The 15,465-nt window shown below is 68.5% G+C and carries 17 protein-coding genes; 11 read left to right on the top strand and 6 right to left on the bottom strand.

What is annotated here, in order from left to right; genetic code table 11:
- Positions 1–41 precede the first annotated feature (41 nt).
- Complete coding sequence (locus PV766_RS03205; RefSeq protein ID WP_026003178.1) at positions 42–491, top strand: flavodoxin family protein; 450 nt, start codon at positions 42–44, stop codon at positions 489–491.
- A 40-nt stretch (positions 492–531) separates the two neighbouring features.
- Here PV766_RS03205 and PV766_RS03200 read toward each other — a convergent pair whose 3' ends face one another.
- Together PV766_RS03200 and PV766_RS03195 are read right to left on the bottom strand one after the other, a co-directional pair.
- Entirely contained in the window at positions 532–972 is a 441-nt protein-coding gene (locus PV766_RS03200) for an SRPBCC family protein (protein ID WP_129976626.1), read from the bottom strand.
- A gap of 58 nt (positions 973–1,030) precedes the next feature.
- Entirely contained in the window at positions 1,031–1,612 is a 582-nt protein-coding gene (locus PV766_RS03195) for a hypothetical protein (protein ID WP_421096379.1), read from the bottom strand.
- Between the two features lie 143 nt (positions 1,613–1,755).
- Between PV766_RS03195 and thyX the strand changes: the two genes are divergently transcribed.
- The 6 genes from thyX to PV766_RS03165 all read left to right on the top strand — a co-directional run bounded on the left by thyX (position 1,756) and on the right by PV766_RS03165 (position 10,084).
- Positions 1,756–2,511 carry an FAD-dependent thymidylate synthase gene (gene thyX / locus PV766_RS03190; RefSeq protein ID WP_421096378.1) on the top strand — a complete coding sequence of 252 codons (756 nt, stop codon included), beginning with the start codon at positions 1,756–1,758 and terminating at the stop codon, positions 2,509–2,511.
- A 129-nt stretch (positions 2,512–2,640) separates the two neighbouring features.
- Complete coding sequence (dapA, locus tag PV766_RS03185; protein WP_064065145.1) at positions 2,641–3,546, top strand: 4-hydroxy-tetrahydrodipicolinate synthase; 906 nt, start codon at positions 2,641–2,643, stop codon at positions 3,544–3,546.
- Positions 3,546–5,351: a ribonuclease J gene (locus PV766_RS03180; protein WP_421096377.1), complete on the top strand. Its 1,806-nt coding sequence runs from the start codon at positions 3,546–3,548 to the stop codon at positions 5,349–5,351. Before dapA ends, PV766_RS03180 begins: the two co-directional genes overlap by 1 nt.
- 77 nt (positions 5,352–5,428) lie before the next feature.
- Complete coding sequence (locus PV766_RS03175) at positions 5,429–6,055, top strand: TIGR03085 family metal-binding protein (protein ID WP_064065147.1); 627 nt, start codon at positions 5,429–5,431, stop codon at positions 6,053–6,055.
- Between the two features lie 92 nt (positions 6,056–6,147).
- Positions 6,148–8,931, top strand: a complete 2,784-nt coding sequence (locus PV766_RS03170) for a DNA translocase FtsK (RefSeq protein ID WP_421096376.1) — start codon at positions 6,148–6,150, stop codon at positions 8,929–8,931.
- Between the two features lie 163 nt (positions 8,932–9,094).
- A complete protein-coding gene (locus PV766_RS03165) occupies positions 9,095–10,084 on the top strand; it encodes a TerC family protein (RefSeq protein ID WP_016934532.1) in 990 nt (329 codons plus the stop codon).
- Here PV766_RS03165 and PV766_RS03160 read toward each other — a convergent pair.
- Both PV766_RS03160 and PV766_RS03155 read right to left on the bottom strand, forming a co-directional pair.
- On the bottom strand, positions 10,074–10,358 hold the full coding sequence (locus PV766_RS03160; protein WP_064065148.1) for a YciI family protein: 285 nt from the start codon (positions 10,356–10,358) through the stop codon (positions 10,074–10,076). The genes PV766_RS03165 and PV766_RS03160 overlap by 11 nt on opposite strands.
- Before the next feature lie 24 nt (positions 10,359–10,382).
- Positions 10,383–10,910, bottom strand: a complete 528-nt coding sequence (locus PV766_RS03155) for an amino-acid N-acetyltransferase (RefSeq protein WP_172506037.1) — start codon at positions 10,908–10,910, stop codon at positions 10,383–10,385.
- A gap of 43 nt (positions 10,911–10,953) precedes the next feature.
- Here PV766_RS03155 and pgsA point away from each other — a divergent pair, with 43 nt between their 5' ends.
- The 4 genes from pgsA to pspM all read left to right on the top strand — a co-directional run bounded on the left by pgsA (position 10,954) and on the right by pspM (position 14,150).
- Positions 10,954–11,682: a CDP-diacylglycerol--glycerol-3-phosphate 3-phosphatidyltransferase gene (pgsA, locus tag PV766_RS03150; RefSeq protein ID WP_421096375.1), complete on the top strand. Its 729-nt coding sequence runs from the start codon at positions 10,954–10,956 to the stop codon at positions 11,680–11,682.
- A gap of 246 nt (positions 11,683–11,928) precedes the next feature.
- Positions 11,929–12,306 carry a helix-turn-helix domain-containing protein gene (locus tag PV766_RS03145; protein ID WP_421096374.1) on the top strand — a complete coding sequence of 126 codons (378 nt, stop codon included), beginning with the start codon at positions 11,929–11,931 and terminating at the stop codon, positions 12,304–12,306.
- A 204-nt stretch (positions 12,307–12,510) separates the two neighbouring features.
- A complete protein-coding gene (locus PV766_RS03140) occupies positions 12,511–13,317 on the top strand; it encodes a PspA/IM30 family protein (RefSeq protein ID WP_026003485.1) in 807 nt (268 codons plus the stop codon).
- Between the two features lie 26 nt (positions 13,318–13,343).
- Positions 13,344–14,150, top strand: a complete 807-nt coding sequence (gene pspM / locus PV766_RS03135; RefSeq protein ID WP_115311444.1) for a phage shock envelope stress response protein PspM — start codon at positions 13,344–13,346, stop codon at positions 14,148–14,150.
- A gap of 13 nt (positions 14,151–14,163) precedes the next feature.
- Here pspM and PV766_RS03130 read toward each other — a convergent pair whose 3' ends face one another.
- Positions 14,164–14,769, bottom strand: coding sequence for an energy-coupling factor transporter transmembrane component T family protein (locus PV766_RS03130; protein ID WP_421096373.1), 606 nt, complete (start codon positions 14,767–14,769; stop codon positions 14,164–14,166).
- Positions 14,766–15,446 carry an energy-coupling factor ABC transporter ATP-binding protein gene (locus PV766_RS03125; protein WP_064065569.1) on the bottom strand — a complete coding sequence of 227 codons (681 nt, stop codon included), beginning with the start codon at positions 15,444–15,446 and terminating at the stop codon, positions 14,766–14,768. The genes PV766_RS03130 and PV766_RS03125 overlap by 4 nt, the downstream gene beginning before the upstream one ends.
- Positions 15,447–15,465 lie beyond the last annotated feature (19 nt).

The raw sequence follows: 15,465 nt of genomic DNA, 5'->3' as shown, positions 1-15,465 counted from the left end.
CAGGACCGGGCGAGACGGGACGCGGGGACGGATCCCGCACGGTGCTGGTGGTGCACCACACCCCCTCGCCGCCCACCCGCGAGATCCTGGAAGCGGTACTGGCCGGTGCTCGGGATCCGGAGATCGCGGGCGTCACCGTCCGGGTGGTTCCCGCACTGGGCGCCACCGTCCCCGATGTGCTGGCTGCGGACGGCTTCCTGTTCGGCACCCCTGCCAATTTCGGCTACATGTCGGGTGCGCTCAAGCACTTCTTCGACACCGTCTACTACCCGTGTCTCGACGCCGTGGCCGGCCGCCCCTACGGGCTGTGGGTGCACGGGAACAACGACATTGCCGGGGCGGTGGCGTCGGTTCGCCGCCTGACCACCGGGCTGGGCCTCGTGCAGGCCGCCGCCGACCTCGAGATCACCGGGCCGGTCGACGCGAAGGTGCGCGAACAGTGTTACGAGCTCGGCGCCGTCGTCGCGGCGACCGCAGCCGGTGAGATCTGAATCGATCGCCCGCGATCAGCGGACATCCTTCACCCCGCGATCAGCGGAAGTTCTTTTCCGTGAACGACTTCAGTCCCTTTCCGGCGGTCTCGAGGGCCATCTTCTCGGCGCGCCGGACGAGGAAGCCGGGGACGGGGATCTTCGGGTCGATGGTCAGCGAGAAGTCGACCGCCGTGCCGGATCCCGTGGCGGCAAGGGTGTAGGCGCCGTCCTGCTGCCGCTGCTGGCTGCTCTCCACCAGCGTCCACGCCATCGACTCGTCCCCGTTCCACGAGTACTCGACGACCTGCTCGTCGGTGATGCCGACGATCGAGACCGTCATCCGCACGCGGTGCGGCCGTCCGTCGGGGTGGGTGGACTCGACGGTGACGGACTTGTGGGTCGACGACCACTCGGGCAGGCGTTCGACCGCGGCGAGTGCGGCCATCACCTGCTCGGGGTGTGCGTCGATGTCGAAACTCCTGGTGCTGCTGACCGTCATGCGCCCTCCGCGTCGCCCGATGTGTGTGCGTCGGCACTCTATCGCGCGGTGAGTTGCCTCACGTGTCGGCGCGAGGACCCGTGTCGTCGCGGCCGGCGGTGTCGTCCGGTCCGGTGGTGTCGTGGCGCTCGGGCGGCTGCTGCTCGCTGGGTGCGGGCGGCGTGGGCTCGGCCCAGCCGCCCCGGCGGCGCCATTCGTCGGCCCGGCGTTGGTAGCGCATCTGCTCCCGGAGCGCGCCCTGCACGGCCTGTGCCATCCAGGAGTTGAGCGACAGGCCGCTCTGCTGGGCCGCTTCCTCCGCCTTGGTCTTGATCTGCTCGACGAGGCGCAGCGTCACCCGGCTGATGTCGCCCGTCATCTCCTCGAAGGACGGCGTCGGATCCTCGTGCGGGGCAGCGGGTTCGCTGTGGACGGCGAGGACCGCGTCGGTGCCGTCGAGACGCACGGTGACCGTGCGGTCGCCGAGTTCGTCGCTGACCTCGTTGGCCATGTCGGACAGGGCGGCCAGGACCGCGAGCCGGACAGGAGCGGCGATGGCCGTCGCCAGGGCCGCGGCGGTACGCCGGGTCTGTTCGTCGCCGAGTTCGGCCGCCGCGATCACGGAGTCGGTGATGGCGGACGTGTACTTGTCGATATCCATGACGCCAGTGTGGCGTCATCGGTGGCGCCAGGCAAGGTGTCATGGTGACGTCATCGATCGGTGCAGGTCGAGGAGCGTTACTGTGCGGACGGAAGGAAACCGTGCGTCCCGGAGGGCGCAACGGCAGAGGCGAGGAGGAGACGATGGCGCCCGAATCCGCCGATCCGAAGGTCCGGCTCATCGCCACGACGGAGTTCCATCTCCCCGACGATGTCGCCTGGGAGACCGACGCCGAGGGCGGCGAAGCATTGATCGAGTTCGCCGGTCGCGCCTGTTACCAGAGCTGGTCGAAACCCAACCCCCGCACCGCGACGAACGCCGGATACCTCCGCCACCTGCTCACCGTCGGGCATCTGTCCGTTCTCGAGCACGCCACCGCGACCTTCTACATCACCGGCATCTCGCGCTCGTGCACGCACGAATTGATCCGTCACCGGCATTTCTCGTTCTCGCAGCTGTCCCAGCGTTTCGTCGCCGACGGCGACGTGCCGGTGGTGGTTCCGCCGGCGATCGCGGGTGATGCCGAACTCGAGGAGCTGTTCTTCGCCGCCGCGGAACGCAGCCGGGGGGCCTATGTGGCACTGCTGGCGGCGCTCGACGAGAAGCTGGCGCATCTCCCTGCCGGGCCGCTGCGTGCCAAGCAGGTTCGGGAGGCCGCACGGGCGGTGCTCCCCAACGCCACCGAGACCCGGATCGTGGTCACCGGCAACTACCGCTCGTGGCGACATTTCGTGGCCATGCGGGCGACCGAACACGCGGACGTCGAGATCCGGCGTCTCGCCGTCGAATGTGTACGGCAGCTCGCGGAGGCCGCGCCGAACGCGTTCTCGGACTTCACGATCACGAAGTTGCCCGACGGCAGCGAGATCGCTGCCCCCACGCTCGCGACCGATCTCTGATCGACCAGGTCACCGATCTCCGACCGACCAGGTCACCGATCTCCGATCGACCAGGTCACCGATCTCCGATCCGTCTTCGAGGGGCGGGCGTGTGTCGAGGCGGCACTGCCACGCGGTAGCCTTCTGACCATGACCAACGGTGATTCCGCAACTGCTGTCGAGCTTCCGTTCGGCACCGTCGCCACAGCGATGGTGACCCCGTTCACTGCCGATGGCAAGCTCGACGTGGATGCGGGCGTGCGTCTGGCGAACTACCTCGTCGACGGTGGCTGCGACGCACTGGTTCTCGCCGGTACGACCGGCGAATCGCCCACGACGACCGAGAACGAGAAGATCGAGTTGATGCGGGCCGTGCTCGCATCCGTCGGCGACCGCGCCAAGATCATCGCCGGCGCCGGCAGCAACGACACCGCCCACAGTGCCGAACTCGCCCGCGACGCCGCGCGGGCCGGTGCACACGGACTGCTCGTGGTGACCCCGTACTATTCGCGTCCCCCGCAGGCCGGTCTCTACGCTCACTTCGTCGCGGTGGCCGACGCGACCGATCTGCCGGTCATGCTCTACGACATTCCACCGCGATCCGTCGTGCCGATCGAGACCGATACGCTGCGTCTGCTCGCCGAGCACCCGCGGATCGTCGCGGTCAAGGACGCCAAGGGCGACCTGAACGCGGGTGCCGAACTGATCGGCACCACCGACCTGAAGTTCTACTCGGGCGACGACCCGCTGAACCTGCCGTGGCTGTCCGTCGGTGCCGTCGGATTCGTCAGCGTGATCGGCCATCTCGTGCCCGGTCGCCTCCGCGAGTTGCACACCGCCTTCGAGGCCGGTGATCTCGAACTCGCGCGCCGTATCAATTTGTCGATGGTCCCCATCTACCGGGCCGTCGCGCGACTGGGAGGGGTGAGTGCCTCGAAGGCGGGTTTGCGACTTCTCGGCATCGATGTCGGAGAGCCTCGTCTGCCGCAGGTCGCTCCGGTGACTGCGCAGATCGACGCTCTCGCGGCGGATCTCCAGGCTGCGGGGGTGCTGTGATGAGCCGCCCCGATCGTGGCCGCGGCCGCGCCACCCGCAATGCCGGTCCGCCCTCCCGCGCCCCGCGCCGGGTGGTGCAGAACTCCGCCACCCCCCAGCGACCCGATGCACGCATCGCCGATCCCACCGAGCGGTTGGGTACGCCCCGCAAGGCCCCTCGCGACGGTCTGCGGGTCGTCGCGCTCGGCGGTATCGGCGAGATCGGCCGCAACATGACGGTGTTCGAGCACCGGGGACGGCTCCTGATCGTCGACTGCGGTGTGCTCTTCCCCGAAGACCAGCAGCCGGGCGTCGACCTGATCCTGCCCGACTTCCGGTACATCGAGGACCGGATGGACGACGTCGAGGCGATCGTCCTCACCCACGGCCACGAGGACCACATCGGTGCCGTGCCGTTCCTGCTGCGTCTGCGGCCCGACATCCCGGTCGTCGGTTCGAAGTTCACCCTGGCGCTGGTCGCCGCCAAGTGCCGCGAACACCGTCAGCGTCCCAACCTCGTCGAGGTCGTCGAGGGGCAGACCACCTCGCACGGACCGTTCGAGTGCGAGTACTTCGCGGTCAACCACTCCATCCCGGACGCGATCGCCGTCGCGATCCGCACGTCCGCGGGCGTCGTGCTGCACACCGGCGACATCAAGCTCGACCAGCTGCCGCTCGACAACCGCCTCACCGATCTCGCGGGCTTCTCCCGCCTCGGCGACGAGGGTGTCGACCTGTTCCTCGTCGACTCGACGAACGCCGAGGTCCCCGGTTTCGTGACACCCGAGCGCGAGATCGGCGGAGTGCTCGACACCGTCATCGGCAAGGCCACCAATCGGGTGATCGTCGCGTCCTTCGCGAGCCACGTGCACCGGATCCAGCAGATCATCGACGTCGCCGAGCGTTACAACCGGCGCGTGGCGTTCGTCGGCCGGTCGATGGTCCGCAACATGCAGATCGCGCAGGATCTGGGCTATCTGAACGTGCCCGACGGCCTCGAGGTCGACATCGACACCGCCGCGAGCCTTCCCGACGACCGCATCGTGCTGGTGTCCACCGGTTCGCAGGGCGAACCGCTCTCGGCGCTGTCCCGGATGGCCCGAGGCGAGCACCGGCAGATCAACATCCGGGCCGACGACCTCGTCGTGCTCGCGTCGTCGCTGATCCCCGGCAACGAGAACTCCGTGTTCGCGGTCGTCAACGGTCTCGCCAAGCGCGGAGCGAAGGTCGTCACCCAGCAGAACGCGAAGGTGCACGTCTCCGGTCACGCTTCGGCCGGCGAGCTGCTCTATCTCTACAACGCGGTGCGCCCGACCAACGCGATGCCGGTTCACGGCGAATGGCGCCACCTGCGGGCGAACGCCGCCCTCGCCGAGGCCACGGGTGTTCCCCGCGAGCGGATCGTGCTCGCGGAGGACGGTGTGGTCGTCGACATGGTCGACGGGCTCGCGCAGATCGTCGGGCGGGTCCCGGTCGGTCACGTCTACGTCGACGGTCTGTCGGTGGGCGACGTGGGGGAGTCCACGCTCTCCGATCGTCTCGTGCTCGGCGAAGGCGGCTTCATCTCGATCTCCGTCGCGGTGGATGCCACCACCGGCCGTGCGGTGAGCACTCCGGAGGTCTCGGGTCGCGGCTTCTCCGACGACCCGGCCGCTCTGAACGAAGCGGCGCAGCTCGTGGACAAGGCGCTCAACGAACTCGCCGCCGAAGGGGTCACGGAGACCCACCGCATCGCTCAGGGCATCCGCCGCGTCGTCGGCCGCTGGGTCGCCGACACCTATCGCCGTCGTCCGATGATCGTGCCCACGGTGATTCCGGTCTCCTGAACACGGTCGGCGCGGGCCCGGAGGACACGCGGGCTCGCGCGATGGGCGAGGGCCGGAGCGATCGCTAGAGTGGCGGAATGAGCCTCGCCCGCAGCGAACGACATGCCCTCGTCCGCACCATGTCCGAGGTCGGACCCGACGCGCCCACGCTCTGCGGCGACTGGACGGTCCGGGATCTCGCCGCGCACCTGCTCGTCCGCGAGCGCCGAGTCGACGCGATGCCCGGCATCGTCGTCCCCGCCCTGGCGGGGCACACGGAGAAGGTGCGGCGCTCCACCACCGACCGGCAGTGGGCGCACCTGCTCGCCGACGTCGATTCCGGTCCGCCGAAGTGGTCGCCGATGTTCCTGCTCGATGCCGTCGCCAACGCGGCGGAGATGTTCGTGCACCACGAGGACGTGCGCCGTGCGCAGCCCGGATGGGAACCGCGAGCGTTGTCGACGGACGACCAGGATCAGCTCTGGCGGATCGCGCGGATGCTCGGCCGCAACAGCTACGGCGGGTGCGACGTCACCGTGGTGTTCGAGAGGTCGGACTCGGGGGAGAAGGTCACCGTGCGCAAGCGTGGACCGCGCACCGTCGTGCTGCGCGGCGAGCCGTCCGAACTCGTGCTGCACGCGTTCGGCCGCGACGAGGTGCGGTTGGAGATCCAGGGCGACGAGCCGGCGGTGACCGAGCTGGCGGGATCGAAACGCGGACTGTGAGGACCGTTCCGGACGACGTGTGACCAGTGCCGCCGTCCGGTACCCGTGTTGCTGATGGTTCACGAGAGGTCCGTGCGGCTACCCTGGCGGATATGGCAGGAAAGTCGTCGGGTAGCCGCGGAACGTCGTCTACGACCTCTCGGTCGCGGACGGGAGCGCGGAGCTCGGGCGGCAGCACGGCCCGCGCCCGCAGTACGGGTACCTCCACCTCGAAGAGCACCTCGACCGCGAAATCGAAGGCGGCCGGTTCGGGCAGGTCCACCGCTGCGCGCAAGCCGCGCGCCGCGACGTCGACCACGAACCGCCGCAGCGGTGGCACCGCACGCCGTGCCCCGGCTGCCGGTCGCAGACCCGCACCTGCCCGGCCCCGGCGCAGTTCCGGGGGCATCCTCACCGCCGTCGGCCGCACCGTCGGTGCCGGCTGGATGATGACGGCCCGTGCCGTCGGGGCCACGACCCGCACGATGGGTCGCGCCACCGAGATCGAATCCGGCCACCGCCGCGACGGCATCGCGCTCGGACTGATCTCGATCGGTGTGATCATCGCCGGCACGGTGTGGTTCGGCGTCGGCGGCCCGGTGGGGGAGTGGGTCGAGACGGCCGTCCGCGCCGTCACCGGCGGCGCGAGTGCGGTCCTTCCGCTCGTCGCGGTCGGGATCGCGCTGACCCTCATGCGCACCGAACCGCATCCCGAGATCCGTCCCCGGCTCGTCGTCGGCGGGCTGCTCGTCGGCCTGCCCGCCCTCGGCCTGTGGCACATCGCCTCCGGCTCACCCACCGACGCGGAGGGTCGCGCCGAGGGAGCCGGATTCGTGGGTGCCGCGGTGGGCGGGCCGCTCACCTCCGGACTCACCGTCTGGCTGTCCGTGCCGCTGATGCTCCTCGCGGCCGGCTTCGGAATCCTGCTGCTCACCGGCACCACGGTGCGTGAGCTGCCCGAACTGTTCCGCGACTATTTCGGTCTCGGCTACGGCGCCGACGACGAGTACGACGAGTACGACGACCGTTACGACGACGGCTACGGCTACGACGAGCCACCGATGTTCGATGTCGACGGCTACCCTCTCGAGGAGGCGCCCGCGCCGAAGAGATCCAGACGCCGGCGTACCCCGGCGGACAACTATCCGCCCGACGAGTTCGACGGCGACGCGAAGACCGAGATCCTGCCGCTGTGGGACGACCGGGCACCCGAACCCGAGACGTCCGCGTCGCCCCCTCCCACGCTGGAGATGCCCTCGGTCGCGGAGAGTCGGGCCGCGGCGCCGGCCCCGGCTCCCGTACGCAAGAAGCCGAAGCCCGCTCCGGTACCCGAGGTCGTCGACCAGACGTCCGAACCCGAGGCTGCCGAGACGTTCGTCCGCGACCGCGAGATCGAAGGCGACTACGCGCTTCCCTCGCTGGAACTGCTCACCAAGGGCGACCCGCCGAAGACGCGGTCGGCTGCGAACGATCAGATGATCGAGGCGATCACCGAGGTCCTCGAACAGTTCAAGATCGACGCCGCCGTCACCGGCTTCACGCGCGGCCCGACCGTCACCCGCTACGAGGTCGAACTCGGCCCGGGCGTCAAGGTCGAGAAGATCACCGCGCTCGCCCGCAACATCGCATACGCGGTCGCGACCGACAACGTCCGGTTGCTCGCGCCGATCCCGGGCAAGTCCGCCGTCGGTATCGAGGTCCCCAACACCGACCGTGAGCTCGTGCGCCTGTCGGACGTGCTCGCGGCCCCCTCGACCCGCCGCGACCACCATCCCCTCGTCATCGGTCTCGGCAAGGACATCGAGGGCGACTTCGTCTCCGCCAACCTCGCCAAGATGCCGCATCTGCTGGTCGCCGGTTCCACCGGTTCCGGTAAGTCCAGCTTCGTCAACTCGATGCTCGTGTCACTGCTCATCCGCGCGACCCCCGACGAGGTGCGGATGATCCTCATCGACCCGAAGATGGTCGAACTGACCCCTTACGAGGGCATCCCGCACCTGATCACGCCGATCATCACCCAGCCGAAGAAGGCGGCCGCAGCGCTCGCCTGGCTCGTCGAGGAGATGGAGCAGCGCTACCAGGACATGCAGGCCAACCGCGTGCGGCACATCGACGACTTCAATACCAAGGTGAAGTCGGGGGAGATCACCGCGCCGCTCGGGAGCGAACGCGTGTACCGGCCGTATCCCTACATTCTCGCGATCGTCGACGAGCTCGCCGACCTGATGATGACGGCTCCCCGCGACGTGGAGGATGCGATCGTCCGCATCACCCAGAAGGCCCGTGCCGCCGGCATCCACCTCGTGTTGGCGACGCAGAGGCCCTCGGTGGACGTCGTCACGGGCCTGATCAAGACGAACGTGCCGTCGCGACTCGCGTTCGCGACGAGTTCGCTCACCGACTCGCGAGTCATCCTCGACCAGCCCGGCGCCGAGAAGCTCATCGGTATGGGCGACGGGCTTTTCCTGCCGATGGGTGCGGGCAAGCCCGTGCGCATGCAGGGTGCTTTCATCACCGACGAAGAGATCGCGGCCGTCGTCGACTTCGCGAAGAACCAGGCGGAGCCCGAGTACAACGAAGGCGTGACCGCCCCGAAGGCCGGCGACAAGAAGGACGTCGATCCCGACATCGGCGACGACCTCGATGTCTTCCTCCAGGCCGTCGAGTTGGTGGTGACGAGCCAGTTCGGCTCCACGTCGATGCTGCAGCGCAAGTTGCGCGTCGGATTCGCGAAGGCCGGCCGCCTGATGGATCTGATGGAGACCCGCGGGGTCGTGGGACCCAGTGAGGGCAGCAAGGCGCGAGAGGTGCTGGTCAAGCCGGAGGAACTCGACGGTCTGCTGTACTCGATCCGCGGTGGCGGCGAGGCTGCGGAGGCGCCCTCGGGCGCGGAATAGGCGCATGTGGCACAATCGAGGGAGCTGTGGAGGGGAGTATCCCCTTATCCGCGGCGGTCTCGTCAACACGTGCGGCGCCGATGCCGCCCCGGGGCCGTCGGTCCGGTAACGATCCGGGCGGGAGAGACCTCCGGCAGGTACGACAACCTACCGGAAGGCTGTGATGCCCGTGCACGTAACTCTGACGACCTGGTTGATCACGATCGCCGTCATCATCGGACTGTTCGTCTTCGACTTCTTCGCTCACGTTCGCAAACCGCATGCTCCGACACTGCGGGAATCCGGATTCTGGTCGGCGGTGTTCATCGCCATCGCGATCGTCTTCGGTCTCATCGTCTTCGCGGCGTGGGGACCGACCTACGGCGGCGAGTACTTCGCCGGATACATCACCGAGAAGGCGCTGTCGGTCGACAATCTGTTCGTCTTCGTCATCATCATGGCCACCTTCGCGGTGCCCCGTGAATACCAGCAGAAGGTCCTGACGATCGGTATCGTCCTGGCGCTGGTCATGCGCGGTGCCTTCATCGCGGTCGGTGCCGCGGCGATCAACGCCTACAGCTGGGTGTTCTACCTCTTCGGTATCTTCCTGATCTACACGGCCGTCAAGCTCATCCGCGATCACGGCGAGGACCCGCAGGGTATCTCGGAGAACCGCATGGTGAAGCTGGCCCGCAAGTTCCTGCCGGTGCACGACGAGTACGACGGCGACAAGCTCGTCACCCGTATCGACGGCAGGAAGATGGTCACCCCGATGCTTCTCGCGCTCGTCGCGATCGGGTTCACCGACATCCTTTTCGCGCTCGACTCGATCCCCGCGATCTACGGCCTGACCGACGAGCCCTATCTGGTCTTCACCGCGAACGCCTTCGCGCTGATGGGTCTGCGCCAGCTGTTCTTCCTCATCGGTGGCCTGCTCGAGCGGCTCGTCTACCTGTCCTACGGACTGTCGATCATCCTGGCGTTCATCGGCGTGAAGCTGGTGCTCCATGCCCTGCACGAGAACACGCTCGGCTGGATCAACGGCGGCGAGCACGTCGCCGTCCCGGAGATCTCCACTTCGGTATCGCTGATCGTGATCGTCGGGGTGCTGGTCGTGACGACCGTGGCGAGCCTGCTGAAGACGCGAGGGGCGAAGGAACCCGTCAAGCGTTGAACACGCCCATCACCGGGTTCCATCCGGTGATGCGCACGGCATCGACGAGGTCGCGCTGCGAGAACGGGTCCTGGGCCATCAGTTCGCGCGCCGCGGCCTCGTCGGCCACGTCGACGAGGATGAGCGCACCCGACCCGTCCGCCCACGGACCGGTCGCACGCACGACGCCCTGCTCCACGAGATCACCGAGCCACGCGCGGTGCTCGGGACGATGTTCGTCGCGCGCCGCGGCGGTCGCATCCGAATAGGTGTACTCGACGGCGAACAGGGCCATCGGGCCTCGCTTTCGTGATCTCGATCAGAGGGTGAGGAGCATCCGGGTGTTCCCGAGCGTGTTCGGTTTCACATAGCTCAGGTCCAGGAACTCCGCGACGCCCGTATCGTACGACCGGCACATCTCCGCGTAGACCTCGGCCGTCACCGGAGTCCCCTGGATCTCCGCGAAACCGTGCCGCGCAAAGAATTCCACCTCGAAGGTGAGCACGAACAGTCGTTCCAGCTCGAGCTCGCGGGCGACCTCGACGAGACGCGCGACGATCAGGTGACCCGCGCCGTGGCCCTTGACGGACGGGTCGACGGCGACGGTGCGTACCTCCCCGAGATCCGACCACAGCACGTGCAGGGCACCGCACCCGACGACCTGCCCCCCGAGTTCGGCCACCCAGAACTCCTGGACGGCCTCGTACAAGGTCACCAGATTCTTCTCGAGCAGGATCTTGCCCGCGTAGATGTCGATGAGCCGCTTGATCTCGGGCACGTCGGAGGTTCGGGCGCGCCGCACGACCATTCGATCGTTCGAGTCGTGGTTCGTCGGCGGAGTCGTCATGCGGTGAACAGTAGCGCGTGCGGCTACCGATATTGTGGGGCACATGAGCACGCCCCGCCAGCATGTCACCGCGTCGGGCGGGAGCGGCGCCGCACCGGGACCACACGCCGGGAGCCCGCACGATCCGGTGCCGTTGTGGAACATCGCCAACATCCTGACGGTGGGCCGGATCGCATTGGTGCCGGTCTTCCTGGTGCTGCTCTTCGTCGGTGACGGGCACGACACCGCGTGGAGGCTCGCGGCGACCGGAGTCTTCGCGATTGCCGCCATCACCGACCGGATCGACGGTCAACTCGCGCGGAAACACGGTCTCGTCACCGATTTCGGTAAACTCGCCGACCCCATCGCCGACAAGGCCCTCATCGGCGCGGCGCTCGTCGGACTGTCGATGCTCGGCGACCTGTCGTGGTGGGTCACCGGAATCATCGCCGCCCGGGAGCTGGGGATCACCGCGCTGCGTTTCGCGGTGCTCCGCCACGCCGTGATCCCGGCGAGTCGCGGCGGTAAGGCCAAGACCCTGGTGCAGACGCTCGCCATCGGCCTCTACCTGCTGCCCCTGCCCGACTCGGTGGAACCGGTGGCGATCGGCCTGATGATCCTGGCGGTCGCGCTGACGGTGGTGACCGGTCTCGACTACGTCGTCCAGGCCATCCGTCTGCGCACCGGAGTACGCCGGAGCGAGACCACACGTGTGGAGACCGTCGATGTCGGGAACACCCCTGCGGAGGACACTCCGGACGACGGCCGCGCGGTGGGTGAGGACGCCCGGTGAATCCGGGCGACCCCTCGTGGTCGCCACTCGGGCCGGCGTACAGGTGGACGAACTCGTGCGGCGACCGGTGCGGTATCCGGCTCGGGCGGTCGACACCGCGGTGTCGGGACCACTCGCTCGTCTGCGACGGCCATGGGCGTTGTAATGTCTGGACACCGCAGTATCGAGGTCCGATCGATCCGCGGGAACCTCGCAGCGTCGTCGCGCGTTGTCGAGGTGTCGGCACGACGGACGAAGGAGGATGGGATGGCGCTGTTGTTGCGTGAGGCACTCGGTGACAGCCTTCGGCGCACCCGTGTTTCGCAGAGCCGCACCCTGCGCGAAGTCTCCAGCAGCGCCCGGGTCAGTCTCGGTTACCTCTCGGAGATCGAGCGCGGCAGGAAGGAGGCCTCGAGCGAACTGCTCGCGGCCATCTGCGACGCATTGGATGTCCCGCTCTCCGACGTGCTGTTCGACGTGAGTGGTCTGCTGGCGGACGGACTCGACCGTCGCGCGGGCATGGAGAGCACCGCATCCGAGACGATCTCCGCCGATCGGTCCGACGGCCCCGAGCCCGGCTTGCTCGCGCAGGAGCCACGGATGGTGATTCCTGCACCCGCCGCGCAGGCGCTGGCAGCCGCCTAACATGGATCACGAACCGTGCCGGCCTCGCCGGATGCGGGCATGAGCGACATCGACCGGGTCGTGGTGCGTGCACGAACCCGGCCAGGGTAGGGCAGGTGGGTCGTCGGGGGTAGCAGCGGACCGACGATCTTCGAACCGGGACGCGAGGGCCGCGTACCGGGTCGCGTTCGGCGCGGCGTACCAGATGGAGGCAGGATCACACCCATGGCTAATCCTTTCGTCAAGGGCTGGAAGTACCTCATGGCGCTCTTCAACTCGAAGATCGATGAGAAGGCCGATCCGAAGGTCCAGATTCAGCAGGCGATCGAGGACGCTCAGCGCCAGCATCAGGCCCTCTCGCAGCAGGCGGCTTCCGTCATCGGTAACCAGCGTCAGCTCGAGATGAAGCTCAATCGGCAGTTGGACGAGGTCGAGAAGCTCAACGCCAGCGCACGCCAGGCCGTCATGATGGCCGACCAGGCCACGGCGGCGGGCGACACCGAGAAGGCGATCCAGTACACGAATGCGGCCGAGGCGTTCGCCGCGCAGCTCGTCACCGCCGAGCAGTCCGTCGAAGACCTCAAGGTGCTGCACGACCAGTCGCTCCAGGCCGCCGCGCAGGCCAAGAAAGCCGTCGAGCAGAACGCCATGGCGCTGCAGCAGAAGGTCGCCGAGCGGACGAAACTGCTCAGCCAACTCGAGCAGGCCAAGATGCAGGAGCGCGTGAGCGAGTCGCTGCGGTCGATGGATTCGACCCTCTCGGCTCCGGGGACCACCCCGAGCCTCGACGCCGTCCGGGAGAAGATCGAGCGCCGCTACGCCAACGCCCTCGGTTCGGCCGAGCTCGCCCAGAATTCGGTGCAGGGCCGGATGCTCGAAGTGCAGCAGGCCACCGTCCAGATGGCCGGTCACAGCCGCCTCGAGCAGATCCGGGCGTCGATGAAGGGCGAGGCACTCCCCGGTGCCCCCGCGAACCCTGCCGTCGACACCCGCAAGGAACCCCCGAACGCCGCCGGCACCACCGGCCGGTGATTCGTACCCCCTGGAACTGATCCGCCGTGAACGCCTCCGGAGACGACCGGGCCGGGAACATCCCCGGCTCGGTCGTCGCCGCATTCCGCGACGCCACCGACAACGCGATGGACGCTGCGCGCCGCTGGCGCGATCCCGCGGCCCGGCTGCGGCGCAAGAAGCGGCGTGCCCGTCGGCGTGCCGGTTTCTTCGGAGCCACCTCGGGCACCACGGCGATCGGCACCGCCACCCTCGCCGTCGCATCGGCTCCCGAATGGACGCTCGTCGCGACCGGGGGAGCGACCGCTGCCTTCGCGATACCCGCCGTCCTCGCCGTCCGGACGTTCCGTCGTCTCGACGCGGTACCGCTGCCCCCACCGCCGCCCCGCCGGCGGCCGCTCCCGCCGGCCGATTCGGTTGCCCGCGCACCGATGGAACGACTCGCGGCGAACGAGGAGAGCCTCAGGCGCCTGCTCGGTGTGCTCGTGAGATCGAACTCCGTGGCCTCCGACGACCTCGCCGAGATCGACGACGCCGCACGCGCAGCCGCGTCCGCACTCGACGCCGTCGTCGAGGACGTGGTGGCCCTCGAATCCGCCGCGCGAGGCAGTGCGGCCGCGAAGACCCATCTGTCCGCTGCCATCACGGACGCGGGCGAGCGTCTCGGAACGGGCGTCGACCAGTTCGAGGAACTCGTGGCCGCCGCGGCCCGGCTCGCCGCGACCGCCGAGGGCAACCGTTCGCTGGCGATGCTCGACCGGCGCCGCGCCGAACTGATCGCCACGTCCGACAAGCTCGAGAGCTGGGCTCAGTCCTGGCGCGAGGTGGGGCAGATCGAGCAGCGTTACCGCTGAGTGCGCGGATGCATCAGTCGTCGACACCCCGCGCGGCGAGTGCCTCACCCATCGCCTCGGCCGTGCGCAATGTTCCCACCACCACCGGAACCACGAGGGCCCGCAACGAGAAGCCGAGGCCGCGCGCTCTGCGTGCCTCGGTCACCCGGGTGACCACGGTGCCGAGCAGTGGGATCGCGCGGATGGTCATCACCAGCACGAGGCCCACCCGATCGGGGTCGACGCCGACGCGTGCGAGGGGACGTGCCGCGCGCACGATCGCGTCGAGCATGTCGGTGGTCCGCGTCGTGAGAGTCACCAGGGCGGCCAGCGCGACCGCCACGAGTAGCGATCCGCAGATCACCACCGCGCGTTCCCAGCCGGCCACGAGCACCTGGAAGCCGGCGATGATCGCCAGCATCCACACCAGTGGACGCAACTGCACGACGGCGAGACGCGGCGGTATCCGCGCGGCGGCATAGGCGAGCACGGCCAGACCCAGGGAGGGTAGCACTTGCCACGGCTGGCGGATCCACAGGGTCAGCACGAGGATGAGCACTGCGACCGCGAGCAGCTTCGCCCCCGCCGGAATCCTGTGCAGGACGGAGGTTCCCGGGTGGTAGAGGCCGAAAGTGTTCACCCGATCAGGTTCCGGTAGTGCGCCAGTGCCGCGACCGGTTCGTCGTCGGCGACGATCCGCCCCGAATCCACCACGAGGACACGGTCGAAATCGGTGAGCAGATCGAGGTTGTGGGTCACCGCGATCACCTGCTGCGGCAGGCTCGCGAACGTACGGGCGATGAGCTTCGTGTTCCGCAGGTCGAGCAGGGTCGTCGGCTCGTCGGCGACGAGCACCGCCGGGTCGGTCACCATGATCGCGGCGAGCGCGAGCAACTGCTTCTGGCCGCCCGAGAGCAGGTGGCTGGGATGGTCGTGGTGTCCCGCGAGCCCGAAATCGGCGAGGACCTGCCGCACCCGGGCTTCACGTTCCTCCTTGCCGAGCCCGCTGCGCCGCAACGAGAAGGCGACGTCCTCGGCCACCGTCGGCATGACGATCTGGTGATCCGGGTCGGTGAAGACGAAACCGACCTTCTTGCGCACCTCCCGGCCCTTGCGGGCCGTATCGAGGCCGTCGACGGTCACCGATCCGGACGACGGGACGAGCAGACCGTTGATCATCCGCGCCATCGTCGACTTGCCGCTGCCGTTCGCGCCGACGATGCCGACGCGTCGTTCGGTGAGGACGACGTCGACCCCGTCGAGGACGGTGCGGTCGCCGTAGGCGTGCCGCACCCCCCGGAATCGGATCTCGCTCATCGACGGCCGGCCGACGGGG

The organism is Rhodococcus sp. As11 (genome assembly GCF_048957735.1).
Classification (GTDB): domain Bacteria; phylum Actinomycetota; class Actinomycetes; order Mycobacteriales; family Mycobacteriaceae; genus Rhodococcus; species Rhodococcus gordoniae.
The sequence above is the reverse complement of the archived record's forward strand: the minus strand, read 5'-3'. Positions and strand labels throughout refer to the sequence as shown.

What these genes read in the sequence shown, in the direction of transcription:
- PV766_RS03200 (WP_129976626.1), bottom strand. Translation starts at nt 972, where the DNA reads ATGACGGTCAGCAGCACCAGGAGTTTCGACATCGACGCACACCCCGAG.
- PV766_RS03195 (WP_421096379.1), bottom strand. Translation starts at nt 1,612, where the DNA reads ATGGATATCGACAAGTACACGTCCGCCATCACCGACTCCGTGATCGCG.
- thyX (WP_421096378.1), top strand. Translation starts at nt 1,756, where the DNA reads ATGGCGCCCGAATCCGCCGATCCGAAGGTCCGGCTCATCGCCACGACG.
- dapA (WP_064065145.1), top strand. Translation starts at nt 2,641, where the DNA reads ATGACCAACGGTGATTCCGCAACTGCTGTCGAGCTTCCGTTCGGCACC.
- PV766_RS03180 (WP_421096377.1), top strand. Translation starts at nt 3,546, where the DNA reads ATGAGCCGCCCCGATCGTGGCCGCGGCCGCGCCACCCGCAATGCCGGT.
- PV766_RS03175 (WP_064065147.1), top strand. Translation starts at nt 5,429, where the DNA reads ATGAGCCTCGCCCGCAGCGAACGACATGCCCTCGTCCGCACCATGTCC.
- PV766_RS03170 (WP_421096376.1), top strand. Translation starts at nt 6,148, where the DNA reads ATGGCAGGAAAGTCGTCGGGTAGCCGCGGAACGTCGTCTACGACCTCT.
- PV766_RS03165 (WP_016934532.1), top strand. Translation starts at nt 9,095, where the DNA reads ATGCCCGTGCACGTAACTCTGACGACCTGGTTGATCACGATCGCCGTC.
- PV766_RS03160 (WP_064065148.1), bottom strand. Translation starts at nt 10,358, where the DNA reads ATGGCCCTGTTCGCCGTCGAGTACACCTATTCGGATGCGACCGCCGCG.
- PV766_RS03155 (WP_172506037.1), bottom strand. Translation starts at nt 10,910, where the DNA reads ATGACGACTCCGCCGACGAACCACGACTCGAACGATCGAATGGTCGTG.
- pgsA (WP_421096375.1), top strand. Translation starts at nt 10,954, where the DNA reads ATGAGCACGCCCCGCCAGCATGTCACCGCGTCGGGCGGGAGCGGCGCC.
- PV766_RS03145 (WP_421096374.1), top strand. Translation starts at nt 11,929, where the DNA reads ATGGCGCTGTTGTTGCGTGAGGCACTCGGTGACAGCCTTCGGCGCACC.
- PV766_RS03140 (WP_026003485.1), top strand. Translation starts at nt 12,511, where the DNA reads ATGGCTAATCCTTTCGTCAAGGGCTGGAAGTACCTCATGGCGCTCTTC.
- PV766_RS03125 (WP_064065569.1), bottom strand. Translation starts at nt 15,446, where the DNA reads ATGAGCGAGATCCGATTCCGGGGGGTGCGGCACGCCTACGGCGACCGC.